Here is a 16164-nt window from a genome sequence, read left to right as displayed (position 1 = left end):
GCCGGCGGTGTCGAGGGGCGTCGACTCCGCTGGCGAGCGGTCAGTGGGCGGAGCGGTTGCGCCGGCGGCGACGGCCGACGAGCACGCCGAGCGCCCCGAGGGCGGTGAGGATCCCGGCGGCGGAGAGCCCGCCGGCTGCGTTGGAACCGGTGTGGGCGAGGCGGTGCGTGGACGCCTCAGTGGGGTTCGGGCTCCTGGTGGTCGAGCCCGTCGTGCCGGAGGCTGCGGGGACGACGATGGCAGGGGTGCCCGGTGAGGGCGCCGGTGCCGGGGGGACCGGAGTGGGCGTCGGGGTGACCGGCTGGGGCCCCGGAGGAGTGGGCGCCGGCGGAGTGGGCGCGGGCGGGGTGGGGGTCGGGGTCGGTGCCGGTGGGGTCGGAGTCGGGGTGGGCGTCGGGGCAGGGGCCGGGAGGGTGAGTCGGGCGGTGACGGGGGCGCTGACCTCCTCGTCGGAGAGGGTGAGCCCGGCGACGATGTCGGTGAGCACGGTGTAGCCGTTGGTGAGGTCGGCCTGGGTGAGTTCGGTCGTCGAGGTCAGCTCGTTGGTCTCGCCGGGCTGGAGATCGAAGAAGTCCTCGGCGGTCCTGCTGCCGATGTCGTAGACGGTGTCGGCGCGGGTGTTGGTGACCGTGATGGTCCATCGGACCTCGGTGCCGACCGCGGGCCTCTCGCCGGGTGCGAGGACGAGCTCGCCGCTGGCGGACACCTCCAACGCGCCCTGGGGGGCCGGAGTGGGCGCCGGTGCCGGTGCCGGCGTGGGGGTCGGAGGGGTCGGGGTGGGTGCCGGCGGGGTCGGTGTCGGGGTGGGCGCCGGTGGCGTCGGGGTGGGTGTCGGAGTCGGAGTCGGCGCGGGCGTCGGTGGAGTCGGGGCCGGGGTGGGTGCCGGTGTCGTCGGAGTCGGAGTGGGTGCCGGGGCCGGTGCGGGTGCCGTCGGGGCGGGTGCCGGCGTGGTCGGACTCGGCGTCGGAGCCGGGCTGGGGAGGGCGAGCTGGCCGCGGACGCGTGCGTAGACCCAGACGCCGTCAGGTGTCCTTGCGCCGACGAACTCGTCGAGGCCGGCGGCGCCGGCTGCGAGCTGCTTCTGATCGAGGGTGGTCGACTTGATCGCGTCCCCGGACTGGCCGGGTTCCAGACGGAGGCCGGGTCCGCCGAACACTCGGGCGACCTCGTCGAGGGGGACGGCGCCGGTGTTCGTGAAGGTGACGGTCCACTTCACCGCGGTGCCGACCGTCGGCCTCTCGCCCGGCTTGAGGACGAGCTCGCCGAGCGCGGTGGCCTTCAGCGAGGGTCCCTGCTGCGGTGTCGGGGTGGGTGCCGGTGTGGTCGGTGTCGGGGTGGGTGCCGGTGTGGTCGGAGTGGGAGCAGGCGTGGTCGGAGTGGGGGTCGGCGTCGGGGCGGGGAGGGCGACGCGGGCGGAGATGGTGGCAGTGACCGCGGCGCCCGAAGTGGTGCTGCCCGTGGCGTAGGCGTTGAGGACTGTGTAGCCGTTGGTGAGATCGTTCTGAGTGAGGGTCCTGTAAACGCGTAGGTCAAGAAAATCGCCGGCTTCGAGGTCGGCGGAGAGAGAGCTGATGTCGGTTTTGACGCTAGCGAGGTGGACGTCCCCGGTGTTGGTGAGGGTGACGGTCCACTTCACCGGTGTGCCGACCGTCGGCGTCTCACCGGGCTGGTGGACGAGTTCGCCGCGCGCGGTCGCCGTCAGTGCCGGGTGCTCGGCGGTCGCGCTCGCGGTGGGGGTCGGGGTGGCCGTCGGCACGACGGCGGCGTGGGCCGCCGAGGCGGAGCCGAGGAGCCCGACGGTCAGCGCGACGGAGGCGGCGACGGTGAACGGGGTGCCGGTGCAGCGGCGCGGGCGGAGGGAGTCGGGACGACGGTGCACGGAGGCTCCTTGGAAGGTGATGACAGAGACGACGAATGCTCGCACCTACCTCCATCTGCTGTCGAACATCTGGCACAGGCGAGATGGTCTGGCGGTTGCAGCGCACACTGACGCGGGCGATGGATCTCGGGCTCATGAGCTCTGCGGTGGCGGGCTGTGCGACCCTCTCGCCCTCGGTGGTGGTGATCGTGCGGGGAGCGCGGGAACGGTCCGGGTCCGCTGGAGAAGCGGGGCCCGGGCCGTCGTCGATCACCGGTGGCGTCGAAGGGCGTCCGTGCCGAGGGTGAGGATCCCGGCGGCGGACATGGCTCCCGCCGCGTCGGAACCGGTCTCTGCGAGGCGGCGCTTCGATGCCGTCGTGGCGGAGGGGCTCGTGGCAGCCGAGCTCTTCGCGGTCGAACCGGGCTGGCAGGTACGAAGGACGCAGGGGTGCCTGGTCAGGGCGCCGGCGCCGGGGCGACCAGGGCGCGCGCCGGAGTGGCCGGCGAGGGGCCGGGAAGTGCCGAGGCGGGTGCCGGGGTGGTCGGTCTCGGAGTCGGGCCGGGGAGGGCGAGGAGGCCGTTGATGCGTGCGGAGACTCTTCCGCCGTCTGGTGTCGTCGCGCCGGTGAACACGTCGAGGTCGGCGTAGCCGTGCGCGAGTTGCTCCTGGTCGAGGCTGCTCGACGATGTCAGTTCGCGGGCCTGGCCGGGCTTCAGGACGAGGTGGTAGCCCGCGATCGGGTAGGCGACGTCGTCGAGGGGGACGTCACCGGTGTTGATGACCGTGATGGTCCACCTCACCTCGGTGCCGACCGTCGGCTTCTCGCCGGGCTTGAGCACGAGCTCGCCGCGGGCGGTGGCCGTGAGCGCGCCCTGACCGGCCGGCACGGGCACCGGCGTGGTCGGACTCGGGCTGGGGAGGGTGAGGCGGCCGCTGATGCGTGCGGAGACGCTTGCGCCGTCAGGTGTCGTTGCGAGGGTGAACTCATCGAGGTTGGCATAGCCGTCCACGAATCGCTCCTGGTCGAGGGTGGTCGATGATGTCAGTTCGCGGGCCTGGCCCGGTTCCAGACGAAGGCCGGGTCCAGCGAACCTCCGGGCGACGTCGTCGAGGGGGACGTCGCCGGTGTTGATGACCGTGATGGTCCACCTCACCTCGGTGCCGACAGTCGGCTTCTCGCCGGGCTTGAGCACGAGCTCGCCGCGGGCGGTGGCCGTGAACGCGCCCTGACCGGCCGGAACGGGTGCCGGTGTGGTCGGACTGGGTGCCGACGTGGTCGGCCCGGGTGCCGACGTGGTCGGAGTCGGAGCCGGTGCCAAGAGGGGGAGTCGGGCGAGAAGGTCGGCGCCGACTCTCGCCCCCGTGGGTGTTGCTCCCGAGACGAGGGCGTCGAGGTCGACGTAGCCGTTGGTGAGGTTCTTCTGGTCGAGAGTGTTCGTCAAGGTCACTTCGCGGGTCTGGCCGGGCTCGAGGGTGAAGGGGACTTCGACGAGTGCGCGGGCGATGTCGGTGAGGGGGACGTCGCCGGTGTTCGTGACCGTGACGAACCACTTCACCTGGGTGCCGACGGCCGGCTTCTCGCCCGGCACGAGCACGAGCTCACCGCGGCTGGTCGCGCTCAACGCGGGGGTGTTGACGCCGGTGCTCGCGGTGGGGGACGGAGAGACCGTCGGCGCCGCGGCGGCGTGGGCGTCCGTGGCGGAGCCGAGCAGCCCGACGGTCAGGGCGAGGGAGGCGGCGACGGTGAACGGGGTGCCGGCGCAGCGGCGCGGGCGGAGCGGGTCGGGACGACGATGCACGGAGGCTCCTCAAGAGTGGGTGGAAGAACGGACGACGAATGCTCGCATCGAGCCGAACCGTCCGTCGAACATCTGGCACAGTCGAGGCGGTCTGGCGTCCGCAGCGCACAGTGGCGCGGGTGATGGATCTCGGGCCAGGGCTCTGCCGTGGCGGCCTGTGCGACCCTCCCGCTCGCGGTGACGGCGATCGAGCGGGGAGCGCGGGAACGGCCCGGGTCCGCTGGAGAAGCGGGCCCGGGCCGTCGTCGATCGCCGGTGGCGTCGAAGGGCGTCGACGTCACCGGCGATCGGTCAGTGGGCCGTTCGGTCGGTCGCCGAGCGGTCGCGGCGGCGCCGGCGGCCGACGAGCACGCCGATCGCGCCGAGGGCGGTGAGGATGCCGGCTGCGGAGAGCGCACCCGCCGCGTCGGAGCCGGTCTGCGCGAGGCGGTTCTTCGACGCCTCCGCGGCAGTCGAGCTCTTCGTGGTGGAGCCCGTCGCGCCGGAGGCTGCGGGGACGACGGGGGCCGGGGTGGCCGGTGCCGGGGTGACCGGGGCGGGAGTGGGCGTGGGTGCCGGCGGGACCGGGGTCGGAGTGGGCGTGGGTGCCGGCGGGGTGGGGGTCGGCGTCGGGGTGGGTGCCGGCGGGGTCGGTGTCGGCAGGGTGAGTCTGCCGGTGACGTCGACGCTGATGAACTCGCCGAACTCGGTGTCGCCGCCGGCGAAGGTCGTGAGCACGGCGGCGCGGTCGTCGAGTTGCTTCTGCGTGAGGGTCGTGCTCAGAGTCAGTTCCTTGGTCTGGCCGGGAACGAGGTCGACCTCGTCGCTCGTCTCCCCGACGGAGACGTCGTAGAGGGCGACGTCGCCGGTGTCGGTGACGGTGACGGTCCACTTCACCTGGGTGCCGACCGCGGGCTTCTCGCCGGGCTTGAGGACGAGCTCGCCGCGGGCGGTCGCGCTCAGGGAGGCGCCCCGCGCGGGCGTCGGGGCCGGTGCCGGCGTCGGGGGAGTCGGTGCCGGCGCCGGTGTCGGCGGCGTGGGTGCCGGCGTGGTCGGAGACGGTACGGGCGTCGGGCTGGGGAGGGCGACCCGTGCGATGAGTGGGGTGGTGATCCTGGTGCCGTCCGGTTTCGTCGCGCCGACGATCTGATCGAGGAGGGCAGAGCCGTCCGCGAGCTCTTTCTGGTTGAGCTCGGTCGACGTGGTCAGCTCGCGGGTCTGGCCAGGCTGCAGGTCGACGCCGCCTGGGACGAGCGCGTAGGCGACCTTGGTGAGGGGGACGTCTCCGGTGTTCGTGACCGTGACGGTCCACTTCACCTGGGTGCCGACGGTCGGCTTCTCGCCGGGCTTGAGGACGAGCTCGCCGCGGGCGGTCGCGCTCAGGGAGGCGCCTCGCGCGGGTGTCGGTGCCGGTGCCGGTGTCGTCGGGGTGGGTGCCGGTGTCGTCGGGGTGGGAGCCGGCGTGGGCGGGGTCGGTGCGGGTATAGGGCTGGGGAGGGCGACGCGTGCGATGAGTGGGGTGTCGACCTTTGCGCCGTCAGGTTTCGTCGCGCTGACGATGGTGTCGAGGTCGATGTAGCCGTTGGTGAGGTCGTTCTGGTCGAGAGTGTCCGTCGCGGCGACCTCTCGGGTCTGGCCGGGCGCCAGGGCGACGCCGCCTTGGACGAGTACGGGGGCGATGCTGGTGAGGGGGACGTCGCCGGTGTTCGTGAAGGTGATGGTCCACTTCACCTCGGTGCCGACCTGGGGCTTCTCGCCGGGCGCGAGGACGAGCTCGCCGACTGCGGTCGCAGTGAACGCGGCGCCCTTCACGGTCGCGCTCGCGGTGGGCGTCGGGGTGGCCGTCGGCACCACGGCGGCGTGGGCGGCCGTGGCGGAGCCGAGGAGTCCGACGGTCAGGGCGAGGGAGGCGGCGATGGTGAACGGGGTGCCGGCGCAGCGGCGCGGGCGGAGGGAGTCGGGACGACGATGCACGGAGGCTCCTGGAAGTAGAGGGGAAGGTGAGACGACAAATGCTCGCATCCGGCATCAGCGGCCGTCGAACATTTGGCACAGGAGAGACGGTCTGGCGTTCCGAGCGCACGCTGACGCGGAACGACCCTGGCGCAGACCGAGTCCTCCGGCGGTGTCGACGCGTCAGAGGAAGCGCAGCGCCAGGTGCAGGTCGACGCGGTCGGCCATCGCGGAGAGGTCGCGGCCGGTGAGCGCCTCGATCCGCTGCATCCGGTAGCGGAGGGTGCTGGCGTGCAGGTGCAGGCGGTCGGCGGCCTGGCGCCAGGAGCCGCCGCTCTCGAGGAAGACGCGCAGGGTCTCGACCATGTCGCTGCGGTGCTCGTCGTCGTAGCGGACGAGTGGACCGAGGACGGCGAGCGCGAAGGCCGCGCGGGTGCGCGGCGCGACCAGCTCGAGCAGGGCGTCGCTGGAGACGGGGATCGTGTGCTCGACGATCGAGACGGGCTCGTCCGACGAGGCGCCGCGGGCGCGCTCGCGGGCGGCGAGCAGCGAGACCCCCAGCTGCGCGACCTCACGGGAGGCGTCGCCCACGCCGATCGCGATCCGGCGCTCGTGCAGCAGCCACGGCGCCGCCTCCACGGCGGAGCGCAGTGCGGGCCCGGGTGACGACCTCTCGTCCGCGGGATCGCCGAGCAGCAGCACGGCGGCCCCGTCGAGCACCGCGCCCAGTGCCCGTGCGTGCTCGCGCTCGGCGGCCGCGCGCAGCGGCTGCAGCAGCGCCTCCGGGGGCAGCGACGGGTCGTCGGTGCGCGCGACGACCACCCGGAGCGGCGCGCCGAGGCGGACGCCGAGCAGCCGCAGCCGCACGGCGGTCTCGGACTCGGGCAGCTCGTCGTGCAGGAGCGCCCGGAGCAGGTCGAGCAGCGGCGCGGCCGACGCGCGCTCGCGCTGCCGGGCGAGGTCGAGCCGGCCGGCGACCGCGCCGGCGAGCAGCTCGACGCCGTCCGCGGTCTCCTCCGACCAGCCGCGCTGATCGCCGGTGACGACGAGCACCCCGAGCCGCTCGCCCGCGGCGGAGAAGAGGGCGCGGCGGGAGAGCGAGCGGCCGTGCTCGGTGACCTCCCAGCGGCTGTCGGGGGAGGAGAGCGAGGCCTCCCACGCGGCGCCGTAGTCGGCGGCCGTGGGCAGTCCGCCGGCGGAGGCGACCAGGGTGCCGGCGCGGTCGACGGCCCAGCTGCCGTGCGCGAACTCCTCGAAGAAGGCGCGCAGGGCGACCTGGACGCCCTCGCCCGAGGCGGGATCGGCGAGGAGGCGCCGGGCGAACCGGGCCTCGCGGCCGAGCGTCGGCAGGTCGGCCTGAGCGATCACTCCGGCGACCGTCTGCGCGATGGTCTTGAACGACACGTCCGGCGCCACCGTCAGCAGGGCGATGCCGTGCCGGCGGCAGACCTCGAGCATCCCCTCCGGGAGCGAGCCGACCGCGATCAGGCCGACGACGATCGCGACGACCCCGCGATCGGCGACGCCGCCGACGAAGCGCTCGACGCTCTCCCGGCCGGAGGTCCAGAGCGCGCTGGTCAGCACCACGTCGCCGGGGGAGAGGAAGCGGCCGGGATCCGGCAGGTCGATCGTGTAGGTGCCCGAGATCGCGCGGGCCAGCTGCACGTCGTCGCCGCCGACCAGGGTGAGCTGCAGCTCCGGGTGGCCGAGCAGCTCGCGGACGTTCACCCAGGTCTCCTCGTTCGTGCGGCGGTCGCTCTCAGACTAGGCGGCGGGCCGAGAGCCCGGCGACGGTCCGCCGGTGCCGGCTGGGCGGGTCTGCGGACTCGGCTTCCGTGGGTGGGGGATCTCGATACGCCCGCTCCGCGGGCTACTCGATCAGCATGGCTTTGCTGGTCGAGTAGCCCCGGAGGGGCGTATCGAGACCGGCCGTTGTCCGCGGGGCGGGTCTGCAGGCCCGGCTTCCGGGGGGTGGGGGATCTCGATACGCCCGCTCCGCGGGCTACTCGATCAGCATGGCTTTGCTGGTCGAGTAGCCCCGCAGGGGCGTATCGAGACCCGGCGTGGTCAGCAGAGTGGGCCTGCAGACTCGACTTCTGGGGCTGGGGGATCTCGATACGCCCGCGGTGCGGGCTACTCGATCAGCATGGCTTTGCTGGTCGAGTAGCCCCGGAGGGGCGTATCGAGACCCGGCGTGGTCAGCAGGGTGGGTCTGCAGGCCCGGCTTCCGGGGGTGGGGGATCTCGATACGCCCGCTGCGCGGGCTACTCGATCAGCATGGGCCGCTCAGCGGATGCCGCTGCGGGCGAAGCCCTGGACGAAGTAGCGCTGGAAGGCGAGGAACAGCAGCACCATCGGCAGCACCGAGATCAGCGCGAGCGCCATGCTCGCGGAGTAGTCCGGCGTCGACTGGCCCTTGAGGTAGAGCAGGCCGATCGGCAGCGTGAACAGCTCGTTGTCCTTCAGCGCGATCAGCGGCCAGGCGAAGTCGTTCCAGCTGCCCAGCAGTGTCAGCAGGATGAGCACCGCGACGAGCGGCTTGCTCAGCGGCAGGACGATCTGCAGGAACACGCGCAGGTGGCCGGCCCCGTCGATCCGCGCGGCTTCGATCAGTTCCTCCGGGATGGAGAGGAAGAACTGCCGGGCGAGGAAGATGCCGAACGCCGCCGCCGCTCCGGGCAGGATCACCGACCAGTAGGTTCCGTAGATCTGCAGCCCGGTGACCAGCTTGAACTGGGCGACCATGATCGCCTGCACCGGGATCATCATCGTCGCGAGCGCCAGCAGGAAGAGCAGGTTGCGGCCCGGGAAGCGCAGCCGCGCGAAGCCCCAGCCCGCCAGCAGGTTGAGCACCACGGTGAAGGCGGTGACGAACGCGCCGATGACGACGGAGTTCACGAACCACTCGCCGACCGGGAAGCGGGCGAAGACGGTCGCGAAGTTCTCCAGCGAGATCTCGCTCGGCCAGAACTGCGGCGGGCCGGGCGAGAAGACCTCGCCGCGCGGCGAGAACGCGATGACGAGCATCCAGTAGAGCGGGAAGAAGACGATCGCCGAGGCGATCACGGCGACGACGATGCGGACGACGAGTCCGGTGCGCGAGCCGTCGCGGGTGGAGCGGCGGCGCTTGGGCGCGTCGCGGACGGTCGCGGCCGCGACGGCGGCGGGCGTGGTGAGGGTGGAGGACGTCACAGGAGGCTCCTATTCGACGAGGTCGCGGGTGCGGCTCGTGCGCCACTGCAGGTAGGTGAAGGCGAGGGAGACGAGCAGGATGACGACGCCGAGCGCGGCGCCGTAGCCCTGCTCGCGCACCTGGAAGCCGTTGCGGTAGGCGTAGGTGCCGAGCACGGAGGTGGAGAAGCCCGGCCCGCCGCCGGTCATCACGAAGACGATGTCGAAGACCTGGAACGAGGCGATCACGTTCATGATCAGCAGGAAGAACGTCGACGGGCCGACCAGCGGCACCGTCAGCGAGCGGAACTGCTGCCAGCGGGTGGCGCCGTCGATCCGCGCCGCCTCGTAGAGCTCGGGCGAGACGCCCTGCAGGCCGGCGATGTAGATCACCATGTTGAAGCCGATCCGCAGCCAGACCGCGGTGAGCATCACCGAGATCATCGCCGCGGTGCCGTCGGACTGCCAGGAGACCGGCGACGCCCCGAGCGAGGACAGCACCTTGTTGACGATGCCGGAGGACTCGCTGAAGATCGTGACCGCGATCATGCCGGACGCGACTCCGGAGATGACCAGCGGCAGCACGATGATCGTGCGGAAGATCCCGCGGGCCGGCAGCACCGAGTTGAGCAGCACCGCCAGCCCGAGGCCGCCGAGCAGCTCCAGCGGGACCGTCACCGCGGTGAAGATCAGCGTGTTGCCCAGGCTCTGCCAGAAGACCGGGTCCGCGCCCATCCGGGCGTAGTTGGCGAGGCCGACCCACTCCGGGGTGCCGAAGCCGCGCGACTCCTGGAACGACAGCTGGATCGCCCAGAGGATCGGCACGAACAGGAACAGCGCCATCAGCAGCAGGTTCGGGCCGACGAAGCCGAAGCCCGCGAGCGCCTCGCGGGTGCGGGCGGTGCGGCGCCGGCGCGGCGGCGACCCGCGGAGGGGGACGGCGGTCATCAGCTCGTGGCCTGCGCGATGGCGTCGCTCAGGCCGGTCAGCGTCTCCTCGGTGCTGCGTCCGCCGACGAACGCCTCCTCGAGCTGGTCCTGCATCGCGACCGAGATCTGGGCGAGGAAGGGGGAGGTGAGCTGCTGCACGTCGCGCGGGGTGATCGTGGCGGCCTGCTCGACGAAGACGGGCATCACGTCGGCGCGGACCGCGAAGTCGATCGAGGCGGGGTCGATGTCGGTGCGGGTCGGCAGCTCGTTGGTGGCGGCGCAGAACTCGGCCATGTTCTCGGCCTCGGTCATGAAGGAGAGGAACTCGGCCGCCAGGTCGGGGTTGTCGGTCTCGGCCGTGGCGACGAGGGCGTTGCCGCCGAGGTCGGTCGCGCCGCGGGCGTCGACGGGCATCGGGGTGGCGGTCCACTCGAAGTCGGCGAGGTTGTCGACGTCCGGCACGAGGAACGAGCCGACGAAGGACATCGCGACGCTCTGCTCGGTGAAGAAGGAGTCGGCGTAGGTGGCGGACTTGACCGAGCTGGTCGGCGGGACCCAGTCGTTCTCGAAGAAGCTCTTGGTGAAGTCGAGGGCCTTGGCCCCGGCCTCGGAGTCGATGGCGGGCGTGGTGCCGTCCTCCTCGAGCAGGGCGCCGTCGGCCTCGAACAGCCAGCTCAGCCAGCGCGGGGTGCCGCCGAGCTGCCAGTTGGCGGCGAACGGATACTGCTCGGCGGGGAGCGAGGCGCGCAGCTTGGTCGAGACGTCGGCGAACTCCTCCCAGGTCCAGGCGTCGGCGGCCGTGGTCGGGATGTCGGTGACGCCCGCGGCGGCGAGCAGCTGGGTGTTGACCAGCAGCGCCGAGACGTCGGTCTGGTGCGGGACGCCGTAGGGGGTGCCCTCGAACGACACGGCCTCCTGGAAGGCGGGGGTGAAGGAGTCGAACTCGTCGATGCGGTCGGTCAGGTCGAGCAGCTGGCCCTGGCTGGAGTAGACGCCGAGGTTGCCGTAGTCGACGCGGAACACGTCGGGCGCCTCGCCCGAGCTGAGCTGCGCGTCGATGTTGCTGAACATCTGGTCGTAGGGGACGACGTTGAGCTCGACGCTCGCGCCGTCGTTCGCGGCCTCGAAGTCGGTGATCAGCGACTCGAAGGCCGCCTGCTCCGACTCGCTGGCCCAGGTGGTGAAGGTGATGGAGTCGCCGTCGGCCGAGGAGCCGCCGCCGCCGCCGAAGCCGCTGCAGGCGGTGAGGGCGAGGGTGGAGGCCGCGAGGGCGGCGAGGGGGAGGAGTCGTCTGCGCATGAGGGGCGGTTCCTTACTTCTGCGGGTGCTGTGCGGGTGCGGTGGGAAGTGTGCGGTGCTGCGGAGTGCGATGCTGCGGAGTGCGGTGCTGCGGGGTGGGTCTAGGCGGCCGGCTGCCCGAGCCGGTCGAGGGCGGTCTCGACGAGCGAGACCAGGCCGTGCGGGCCGAGCTGGCCCTCGAGGAGCGCTCGCCGTTCCTCCTCCTCGGCCGTCGTCCGAGCCGGAGCGAGCGAGCGGAGGACGGTGGCCGCGACGTCCTCGACCGCGCGGACGCAGCCGAAGCGGGCGATCCGCTCGTCGTCGATCAGGGTCTCGCCGTAGCCGGCGCGGAAGGCGTGGCGCTGGGCGTCGGTGATCGGACGGGCGAAGATCACGCCCAGCTCGACCAGGAGCAGGTCGACCTCGTGCGGGGCGACGGTGGCCTCGTCGAAGTCGATCAGCCAGGGGCTGCCGTGCGCGTCGATCACGACGTTGCCGGGGTGCGGGTCGCCGTGCACGGGGACGCGGGCGGTGGGGAGGCGCGAGCGCTTGAGGCGCCGCTCGGCGCGGGCGAGGGCGTGCAGGCGGTCGCGGAGCTCGGGGGTCAGGTGCTCGTCGACCTCGGCGAGCAGCGCAGCGGGCGGGCGCTGGGCGCGGCGGATCCCACGGCGCGGCGGGACGGTGCCGGCGGGCGGGGCGGAGTCGTGTACGCCGCGCAGCACCGCGCCGAACTCCTCCCACGGCAGCGCGTCCTCGCCGGAGTCGACCGCGTCGTCGCCGACGATCCAGGGGGCGAGCGAGACGAGGAGGCCGGAGTCCTCGGTCCAGGGGCGGCCGTCGCGGGCGCGGGTGGGCGCGGCGATGCCGGGCGCCCGCGCGTCGCCGAGGGCGGAGGCGAGGGTGAGGCCGAAGCGGCCGTCGCGGCGGGAGGCCTTGACGCTCCACGGGGCGCCGGCGTCGTCGGTCGCGAACCAGACCTGAGCGCCGTGGTCGAGGCCGCCGATGATCGGCAGGAAGTCGACCAGGCGGACGCCGAAGTCGCGCTCGACGACGGTCCGCACCCAGGCGCTGCGCTCGTCGATCGTGTCCATCCCGCCCATCGTCGCGCGGGACCGGTCCCCTGAACACGTACTTGCGCATTCGCCGGATGTGCTGTGCGAGTTCTCACGCGATGGTGCGCGAGTGGGGGAGCCGCTTCGCGTCTGGTGGTGCGGGAAGGCAGCGGCGGCGGCACTTCATGCTGGTCGAGTAGCCCCGCAGGGGCGTATCGAGACCCACCGTGACCAGCAGGGTGGGTCTGCTGACTCATGTTCTGGCGGTGGTGGATCTCGATACGCCGCGCTTCGCGGGCTGCTCGATCAGCATGGGGATCCCACTTCGCAGGGGGATCCCACGCCGCAGGGTGGTCCTCCTCAGCCGGCGGGCAGGATCACGCGGAAGCGCGCTCCGGCGGCACCGGGGAGGCAGACCAGGTCGCCGCCGAGGGCGCGCGCGAGGCCGCGGGCGATGGGCAGGCCGAGGCCCGAGCCGCCGTCCGCGCGGTTGCGGGCGTCGTCGAGGCGGACGAGCCGGTCGAAGACGCGGTCGCGGTCGGCCTCGGGGACGCCGGGGCCGTCGTCGTCGACCGTCACGGTGACCCGGCCGTCGGCGTGCGCGAGCGTGACGTCGATCCGGGAGCGGGCGAAGCGGGCGGCGTTCTCGAGCAGGTTGCCGACGATCTGGCCGAGCCGGTCGGCGTCGGCGTGCACGGGCGGCGCCGTGGGGTCGCGGTGCAGGACGATCTCGGGGCCGGAGTCGCGCAGCAGCTGCCGCTCGATCGCGGCGGCCGCCACCGCGCCGGCGTCCAGCGGCCGGGCGTCGAGGGCGAGCCCCTCGTCGAGCCGCGCCATCAGCAGCATGTCCTGGATGAGTCGCCCGGCCCGCAGCGATTCGCGCACCACGTGCACCGACAGCCGCTCCCGCTCCTCCTCGGTGCCGTCGGCGCGGACCAGCGCGTCGGCCGCCGCCTGGATACCGGCGACCGGGGTGCGCAGCTCGTGCGCCGCATCCGAGACGAAGGCGCGCATCCGGCGCTCGGCGGCCAGTGCCGACTGCTCCGCCTGCTCGAGGTCGTCGAGCATCTCGTCGAACGCCGTGGCCGTGCGGCCGAGCTCGGTGCCCGGCCGCGAGGGGCGCAGGCGCCGGCCGCGGTCGCCGTGCGCGATCGAGCGGGCGACGGTGGTCATCCGCTCGAGCGGGCGCAGGGTCGCGCGGACCACCAGGACGAGGGCGCCGGCGGCGAGCAGCAGGAACACGGCCGAGGCGCCGAGCAGGATCCCGTTCAGCGACGCGAGGGTCGAGCCCACCGAGCCCGCCTCGCTGCTGAGGGTCAGCACGGTGCCGTCGCTGAGGACGGACTGCAGGGTGATCAGGCCGTCGTCGCCGGAGACGCTGCTCGAGGTGACGGTGACGGTGGCGTCGCGGGGCGTGGGCACGGCGGCACCGGTGCTCCCGGGCGGGCTCGGCGGCTCGCCCAGCTGGTCCGCCGCTCCCGGCCCCTGGCGCAGCTGCTCGGGGCTCGGGCCGGCGACGACCTCCTCGCCGTCGGGGCTCTGGATCCGCACCGCGACGCCCTGCGCGGAGAGCCGCGAGGCGAGCTCGTCGTCGGCGATCGTGCCGACCAGGGCTGCGGCGGCGGAGGCGCGGTCGGCCAGCCGCTCCTCGATCTGGTCGCGGAGGCGCTCGCCGAGCACGACCTGCACGGTCGCGGACAGCGCCAGCAGCAGCACCGCCAGCAGGGCCAGCACGGCGAGGACGGTGCGCAGGCGCAGGGAGCCGGTGCGCAGCGGGGCGGAGGCGGAGCGCGCGGCGGCAGTGCCTGCGGGGGCGGTGCCTCCGGCGGCGGTGCCCGCGGCGTCGGTGCCTGCCGACACGCTCATGCCTCCACCCGGTAGCCGAGGCCGCGGACGGTGTGGATGAGGCGGTCGCCGTGCGCCTCCATCTTCTTGCGGAGCGAGCTGAGGTGCACCTCGACGAGGTTCGGGTCGACGTGGTCGTAGCCCCAGACCTGGGTGAGGATCTGCGTCTTGGTCAGCGTGCGGCCGCGGCTGCCCGCGAGGAACGCGAGCAGCCGGAACTCGGTGGCGGTGAGGTCGAGGGGCTCGCCGCCGCGGCGGGCGCGTCCGGCGTCGGGGTCGACGACCAGGTCGCCGATCTCGATGATCGAGGGGACGCGGCCGCGCCGGCGGAGCACCGCGGTGACCCGGGCGACCAGCTCGGCGAGGACGAACGGCTTGACCACGTAGTCGTCGACGCCCTCGTCGAAGCCGCGGAGCCGGTCGTCGACGGCGTCGCGCGCGGTCAGCATGATCACGGCCGCGTCGCTCGTGCGCCGGATCCGCTCGGCGAGCACGATGCCGCTCGGGCCGGGCAGCATCCAGTCGAGCACGACCAGGTCGGGCGCGAAGTCGGCGAGCTCGCGGGCGAGGTCCTCGCCGGTCGGCAGGGCGCGCACGGTGTAGCGCTCGCCGCGGAGGGCGGCCTCGACGGAGGAGCGGATGGCGTCGTCGTCCTCGACGAGGAGCACGCGGGCGGAGGGGAGCATGCTCCGACCGTAGGGGGCGCGGATCGGCGTCGACCGCCACTCCGCTGGGGAGCCTCTGTTCTTAAGGACCGCTTCAGATTCGGCTCGGAATCTGAAATGGAACCGGCCGCAACCGCTCCCGAACGGGAACGGCACCGGGCCGGACCGAGGAGACTCCCATGAGCAAGACCCCCGACAGCCGCACCCCCGGAACCCAGGGCTCGGGCTTCGGCCCGCGCCGCCCCCGGACCCGCACGATCGCGCTCTGCATCGCCGCCGGCGCGCTCGGCTTCGCGGCGATCGGCTCGACCGCCGCGTTCGCCGATTCGGCGCCCACCTCCGGCTCGACGAGCTCGAGCACGATCGAGACGACGCCGAGCGCGACGGCCAGTGCGACGCCGACCCCGGACTCCAGCGACGCGCCGACCCTCACCGGACCGGCCTCGACCGGCCCGGCAGCCTGCGGACCCGCGGGCGCCGGACTGCCGAAGCCCCCGGCGCCCGGCGCGGACGGCTCGATGCCGACCCCGCCGGCCGCGCCCGCCGACGGCGAGGCGCCGACCCCGCCGGCGGCTCCCGCTGACGGAGAGACGCCCACGCCTCCCGCGGACGGCTCGATGCCGACCCCGCCGGCGGCATCCGCTGACGGCGAGGCGCCGACGCCTCCGGCTGCCCCCGCTGACGGCGAGACCCCGACGCCTCCGGCCGCTCCTGCCGACGGCGAGGCGCCCACGCCTCCGGCCGCTCCTGCCGATGGCGAGATGCCCACGCCTCCGGCCGCTCCTGCCGATGGCGAGATGCCCACGCCTCCGGCCGCTCCTGCCGATGGCGAGATGCCGACCCCGCCGGCTGCCCCTGCCGACGGCGAGGCGCCCACGCCTCCCGCCGCGCCCACCGACGGCGCGACGGCGACCCCGCCCGCCGACGGAGCGCTCCCGACCCCGCCCACCGCGCCCGCGGACGGCGACGCCGTGACCCCGCCGACCCCGCCGGCGGCGCCCTCGGGCGACTGCGAGCTCCCGACGCCCCCGGCCGACGGCTCCGCGCCGACCCCGCCCGCGCCGCCGGCCGCCGGAGAGGCGCCCGCCGGTCCCGCGCGCCCCGGGACCGGCCCTGTCGCCGGTGACGCTCCGGACGCCGGCGCGACCCCCTCCGCCCCGAGCGACACCGCCACCCCCGAGGAGTCGGACGCCCCCTCCGGCAGCTGACACCCCTCGCCGCACCTCCGGCTCGCGGAACGACCTCCGGCTCGTCGGAATCCACGGATTCGACGAGCCGGAGGTGTTTCCGCGTGCCGGAGGTCCTCGGCGAGCGGGGCCGCGCATCCTGCTGATCGAGTTGCTCGCGCAGCGGGTCCTCCATGCTGATCGAGTAGCCCGCGGAGCGGGCGTATCGAGATCCACCCTGGTCAGAAGGGAGGTCCGCAGACCTGCCCTGCTGGCGACGGCGGGTCTCGATACGCCGCGTGCCGCGGCTACTCGACCAGCATGGGGCCGCGCTGGTGCGCACTTCTCTGCTGAGTGAGCAGCCCGCGCAGCGGGTCCTCCTTGCTGATCGAGTAGCCCGCGCAGCGGGCGTATCGAGATCCACCGGCACCAGAAGTGGGGTCTGCAGGCCAGCCGTGTCGACGAC

General features: G+C 73.6%; 11 protein-coding genes. 1 reads left to right on the top strand and 10 read right to left on the bottom strand.

Annotated features, from left to right (window positions below; all coding sequences use genetic code 11):
* Positions 1-40: 40 nt before the first annotated feature.
* The 10 genes from EDF17_RS10095 to EDF17_RS10050 all read right to left on the bottom strand — a co-directional run bounded on the left by EDF17_RS10095 (position 41) and on the right by EDF17_RS10050 (position 14553).
* A complete protein-coding gene (locus tag EDF17_RS10095) occupies positions 41-1879 on the bottom strand; it encodes an LPXTG cell wall anchor domain-containing protein (protein ID WP_123446977.1) in 1839 nt (612 codons plus the stop codon).
* Between the two features lie 437 nt (positions 1880-2316).
* Complete coding sequence (locus tag EDF17_RS10090) at positions 2317-3660, bottom strand: hypothetical protein (RefSeq protein WP_123446976.1); 1344 nt, start codon at positions 3658-3660, stop codon at positions 2317-2319.
* Between the two features lie 291 nt (positions 3661-3951).
* Entirely contained in the window at positions 3952-5613 is a 1662-nt protein-coding gene (locus EDF17_RS10085) for an LPXTG cell wall anchor domain-containing protein (RefSeq protein WP_123446975.1), read from the bottom strand.
* Positions 5614-5775: 162 nt separating this feature from the next.
* Positions 5776-7320, bottom strand: coding sequence for a PucR family transcriptional regulator (locus EDF17_RS10080; RefSeq protein WP_123446974.1), 1545 nt, complete (start codon positions 7318-7320; stop codon positions 5776-5778).
* Positions 7321-7878: 558 nt separating this feature from the next.
* Positions 7879-8784 carry a carbohydrate ABC transporter permease gene (locus EDF17_RS10075; protein ID WP_243587893.1) on the bottom strand — a complete coding sequence of 302 codons (906 nt, stop codon included), beginning with the start codon at positions 8782-8784 and terminating at the stop codon, positions 7879-7881.
* 9 nt (positions 8785-8793) lie between these two features.
* Positions 8794-9711 carry a sugar ABC transporter permease gene (locus EDF17_RS10070; protein WP_123446973.1) on the bottom strand — a complete coding sequence of 306 codons (918 nt, stop codon included), beginning with the start codon at positions 9709-9711 and terminating at the stop codon, positions 8794-8796.
* Entirely contained in the window at positions 9711-10991 is a 1281-nt protein-coding gene (locus EDF17_RS10065) for a sugar ABC transporter substrate-binding protein (protein ID WP_123446972.1), read from the bottom strand. The genes EDF17_RS10070 and EDF17_RS10065 overlap by 1 nt, the downstream gene beginning before the upstream one ends.
* A gap of 101 nt (positions 10992-11092) precedes the next feature.
* On the bottom strand, positions 11093-12061 hold the full coding sequence (locus EDF17_RS10060) for an aminoglycoside phosphotransferase family protein (RefSeq protein WP_166649640.1): 969 nt from the start codon (positions 12059-12061) through the stop codon (positions 11093-11095).
* Positions 12062-12382: 321 nt separating this feature from the next.
* A complete protein-coding gene (locus EDF17_RS10055; RefSeq protein WP_123446970.1) occupies positions 12383-13888 on the bottom strand; it encodes a HAMP domain-containing sensor histidine kinase in 1506 nt (501 codons plus the stop codon).
* Positions 13885-14553 (bottom strand): response regulator transcription factor, encoded by a 669-nt coding sequence (locus EDF17_RS10050; protein WP_123446969.1) that lies wholly within the window; start codon positions 14551-14553, stop codon positions 13885-13887. Before EDF17_RS10050 ends, EDF17_RS10055 begins: the two co-directional genes overlap by 4 nt.
* A gap of 158 nt (positions 14554-14711) precedes the next feature.
* Here EDF17_RS10050 and EDF17_RS10045 point away from each other — a divergent pair, with 158 nt between their 5' ends.
* The gene (locus EDF17_RS10045; protein ID WP_123446968.1) at positions 14712-15740 is read left to right on the top strand and encodes a hypothetical protein; all 1029 of its coding nucleotides are present in this window, start codon (positions 14712-14714) and stop codon (positions 15738-15740) included.
* The last annotated feature ends 424 nt before the right edge of the window (positions 15741-16164 follow it).

Origin of the sequence: Rathayibacter sp. PhB1, assembly GCF_004362935.1 — a bacterium.
GTDB lineage: Bacteria > Actinomycetota > Actinomycetes > Actinomycetales > Microbacteriaceae > Rathayibacter > Rathayibacter festucae.
Note: the sequence above shows the minus strand (reverse complement) of the source record. Positions and strands in the feature narration are given on the sequence as shown.

Excerpts from the sequence above, each read along its gene's own strand:
- EDF17_RS10050 (WP_123446969.1), bottom strand. The coding sequence starts at position 14,553 with ATGCTCCCCTCCGCCCGCGTGCTCCTCGTCGAGGACGACGACGCCATC.
- EDF17_RS10070 (WP_123446973.1), bottom strand. The coding sequence starts at position 9,711 with ATGACCGCCGTCCCCCTCCGCGGGTCGCCGCCGCGCCGGCGCCGCACC.
- EDF17_RS10055 (WP_123446970.1), bottom strand. The coding sequence starts at position 13,888 with ATGAGCGTGTCGGCAGGCACCGACGCCGCGGGCACCGCCGCCGGAGGC.
- EDF17_RS10060 (WP_166649640.1), bottom strand. The coding sequence starts at position 12,061 with ATGGACACGATCGACGAGCGCAGCGCCTGGGTGCGGACCGTCGTCGAG.
- EDF17_RS10065 (WP_123446972.1), bottom strand. The coding sequence starts at position 10,991 with ATGCGCAGACGACTCCTCCCCCTCGCCGCCCTCGCGGCCTCCACCCTC.
- EDF17_RS10045 (WP_123446968.1), top strand. The coding sequence starts at position 14,712 with ATGAGCAAGACCCCCGACAGCCGCACCCCCGGAACCCAGGGCTCGGGC.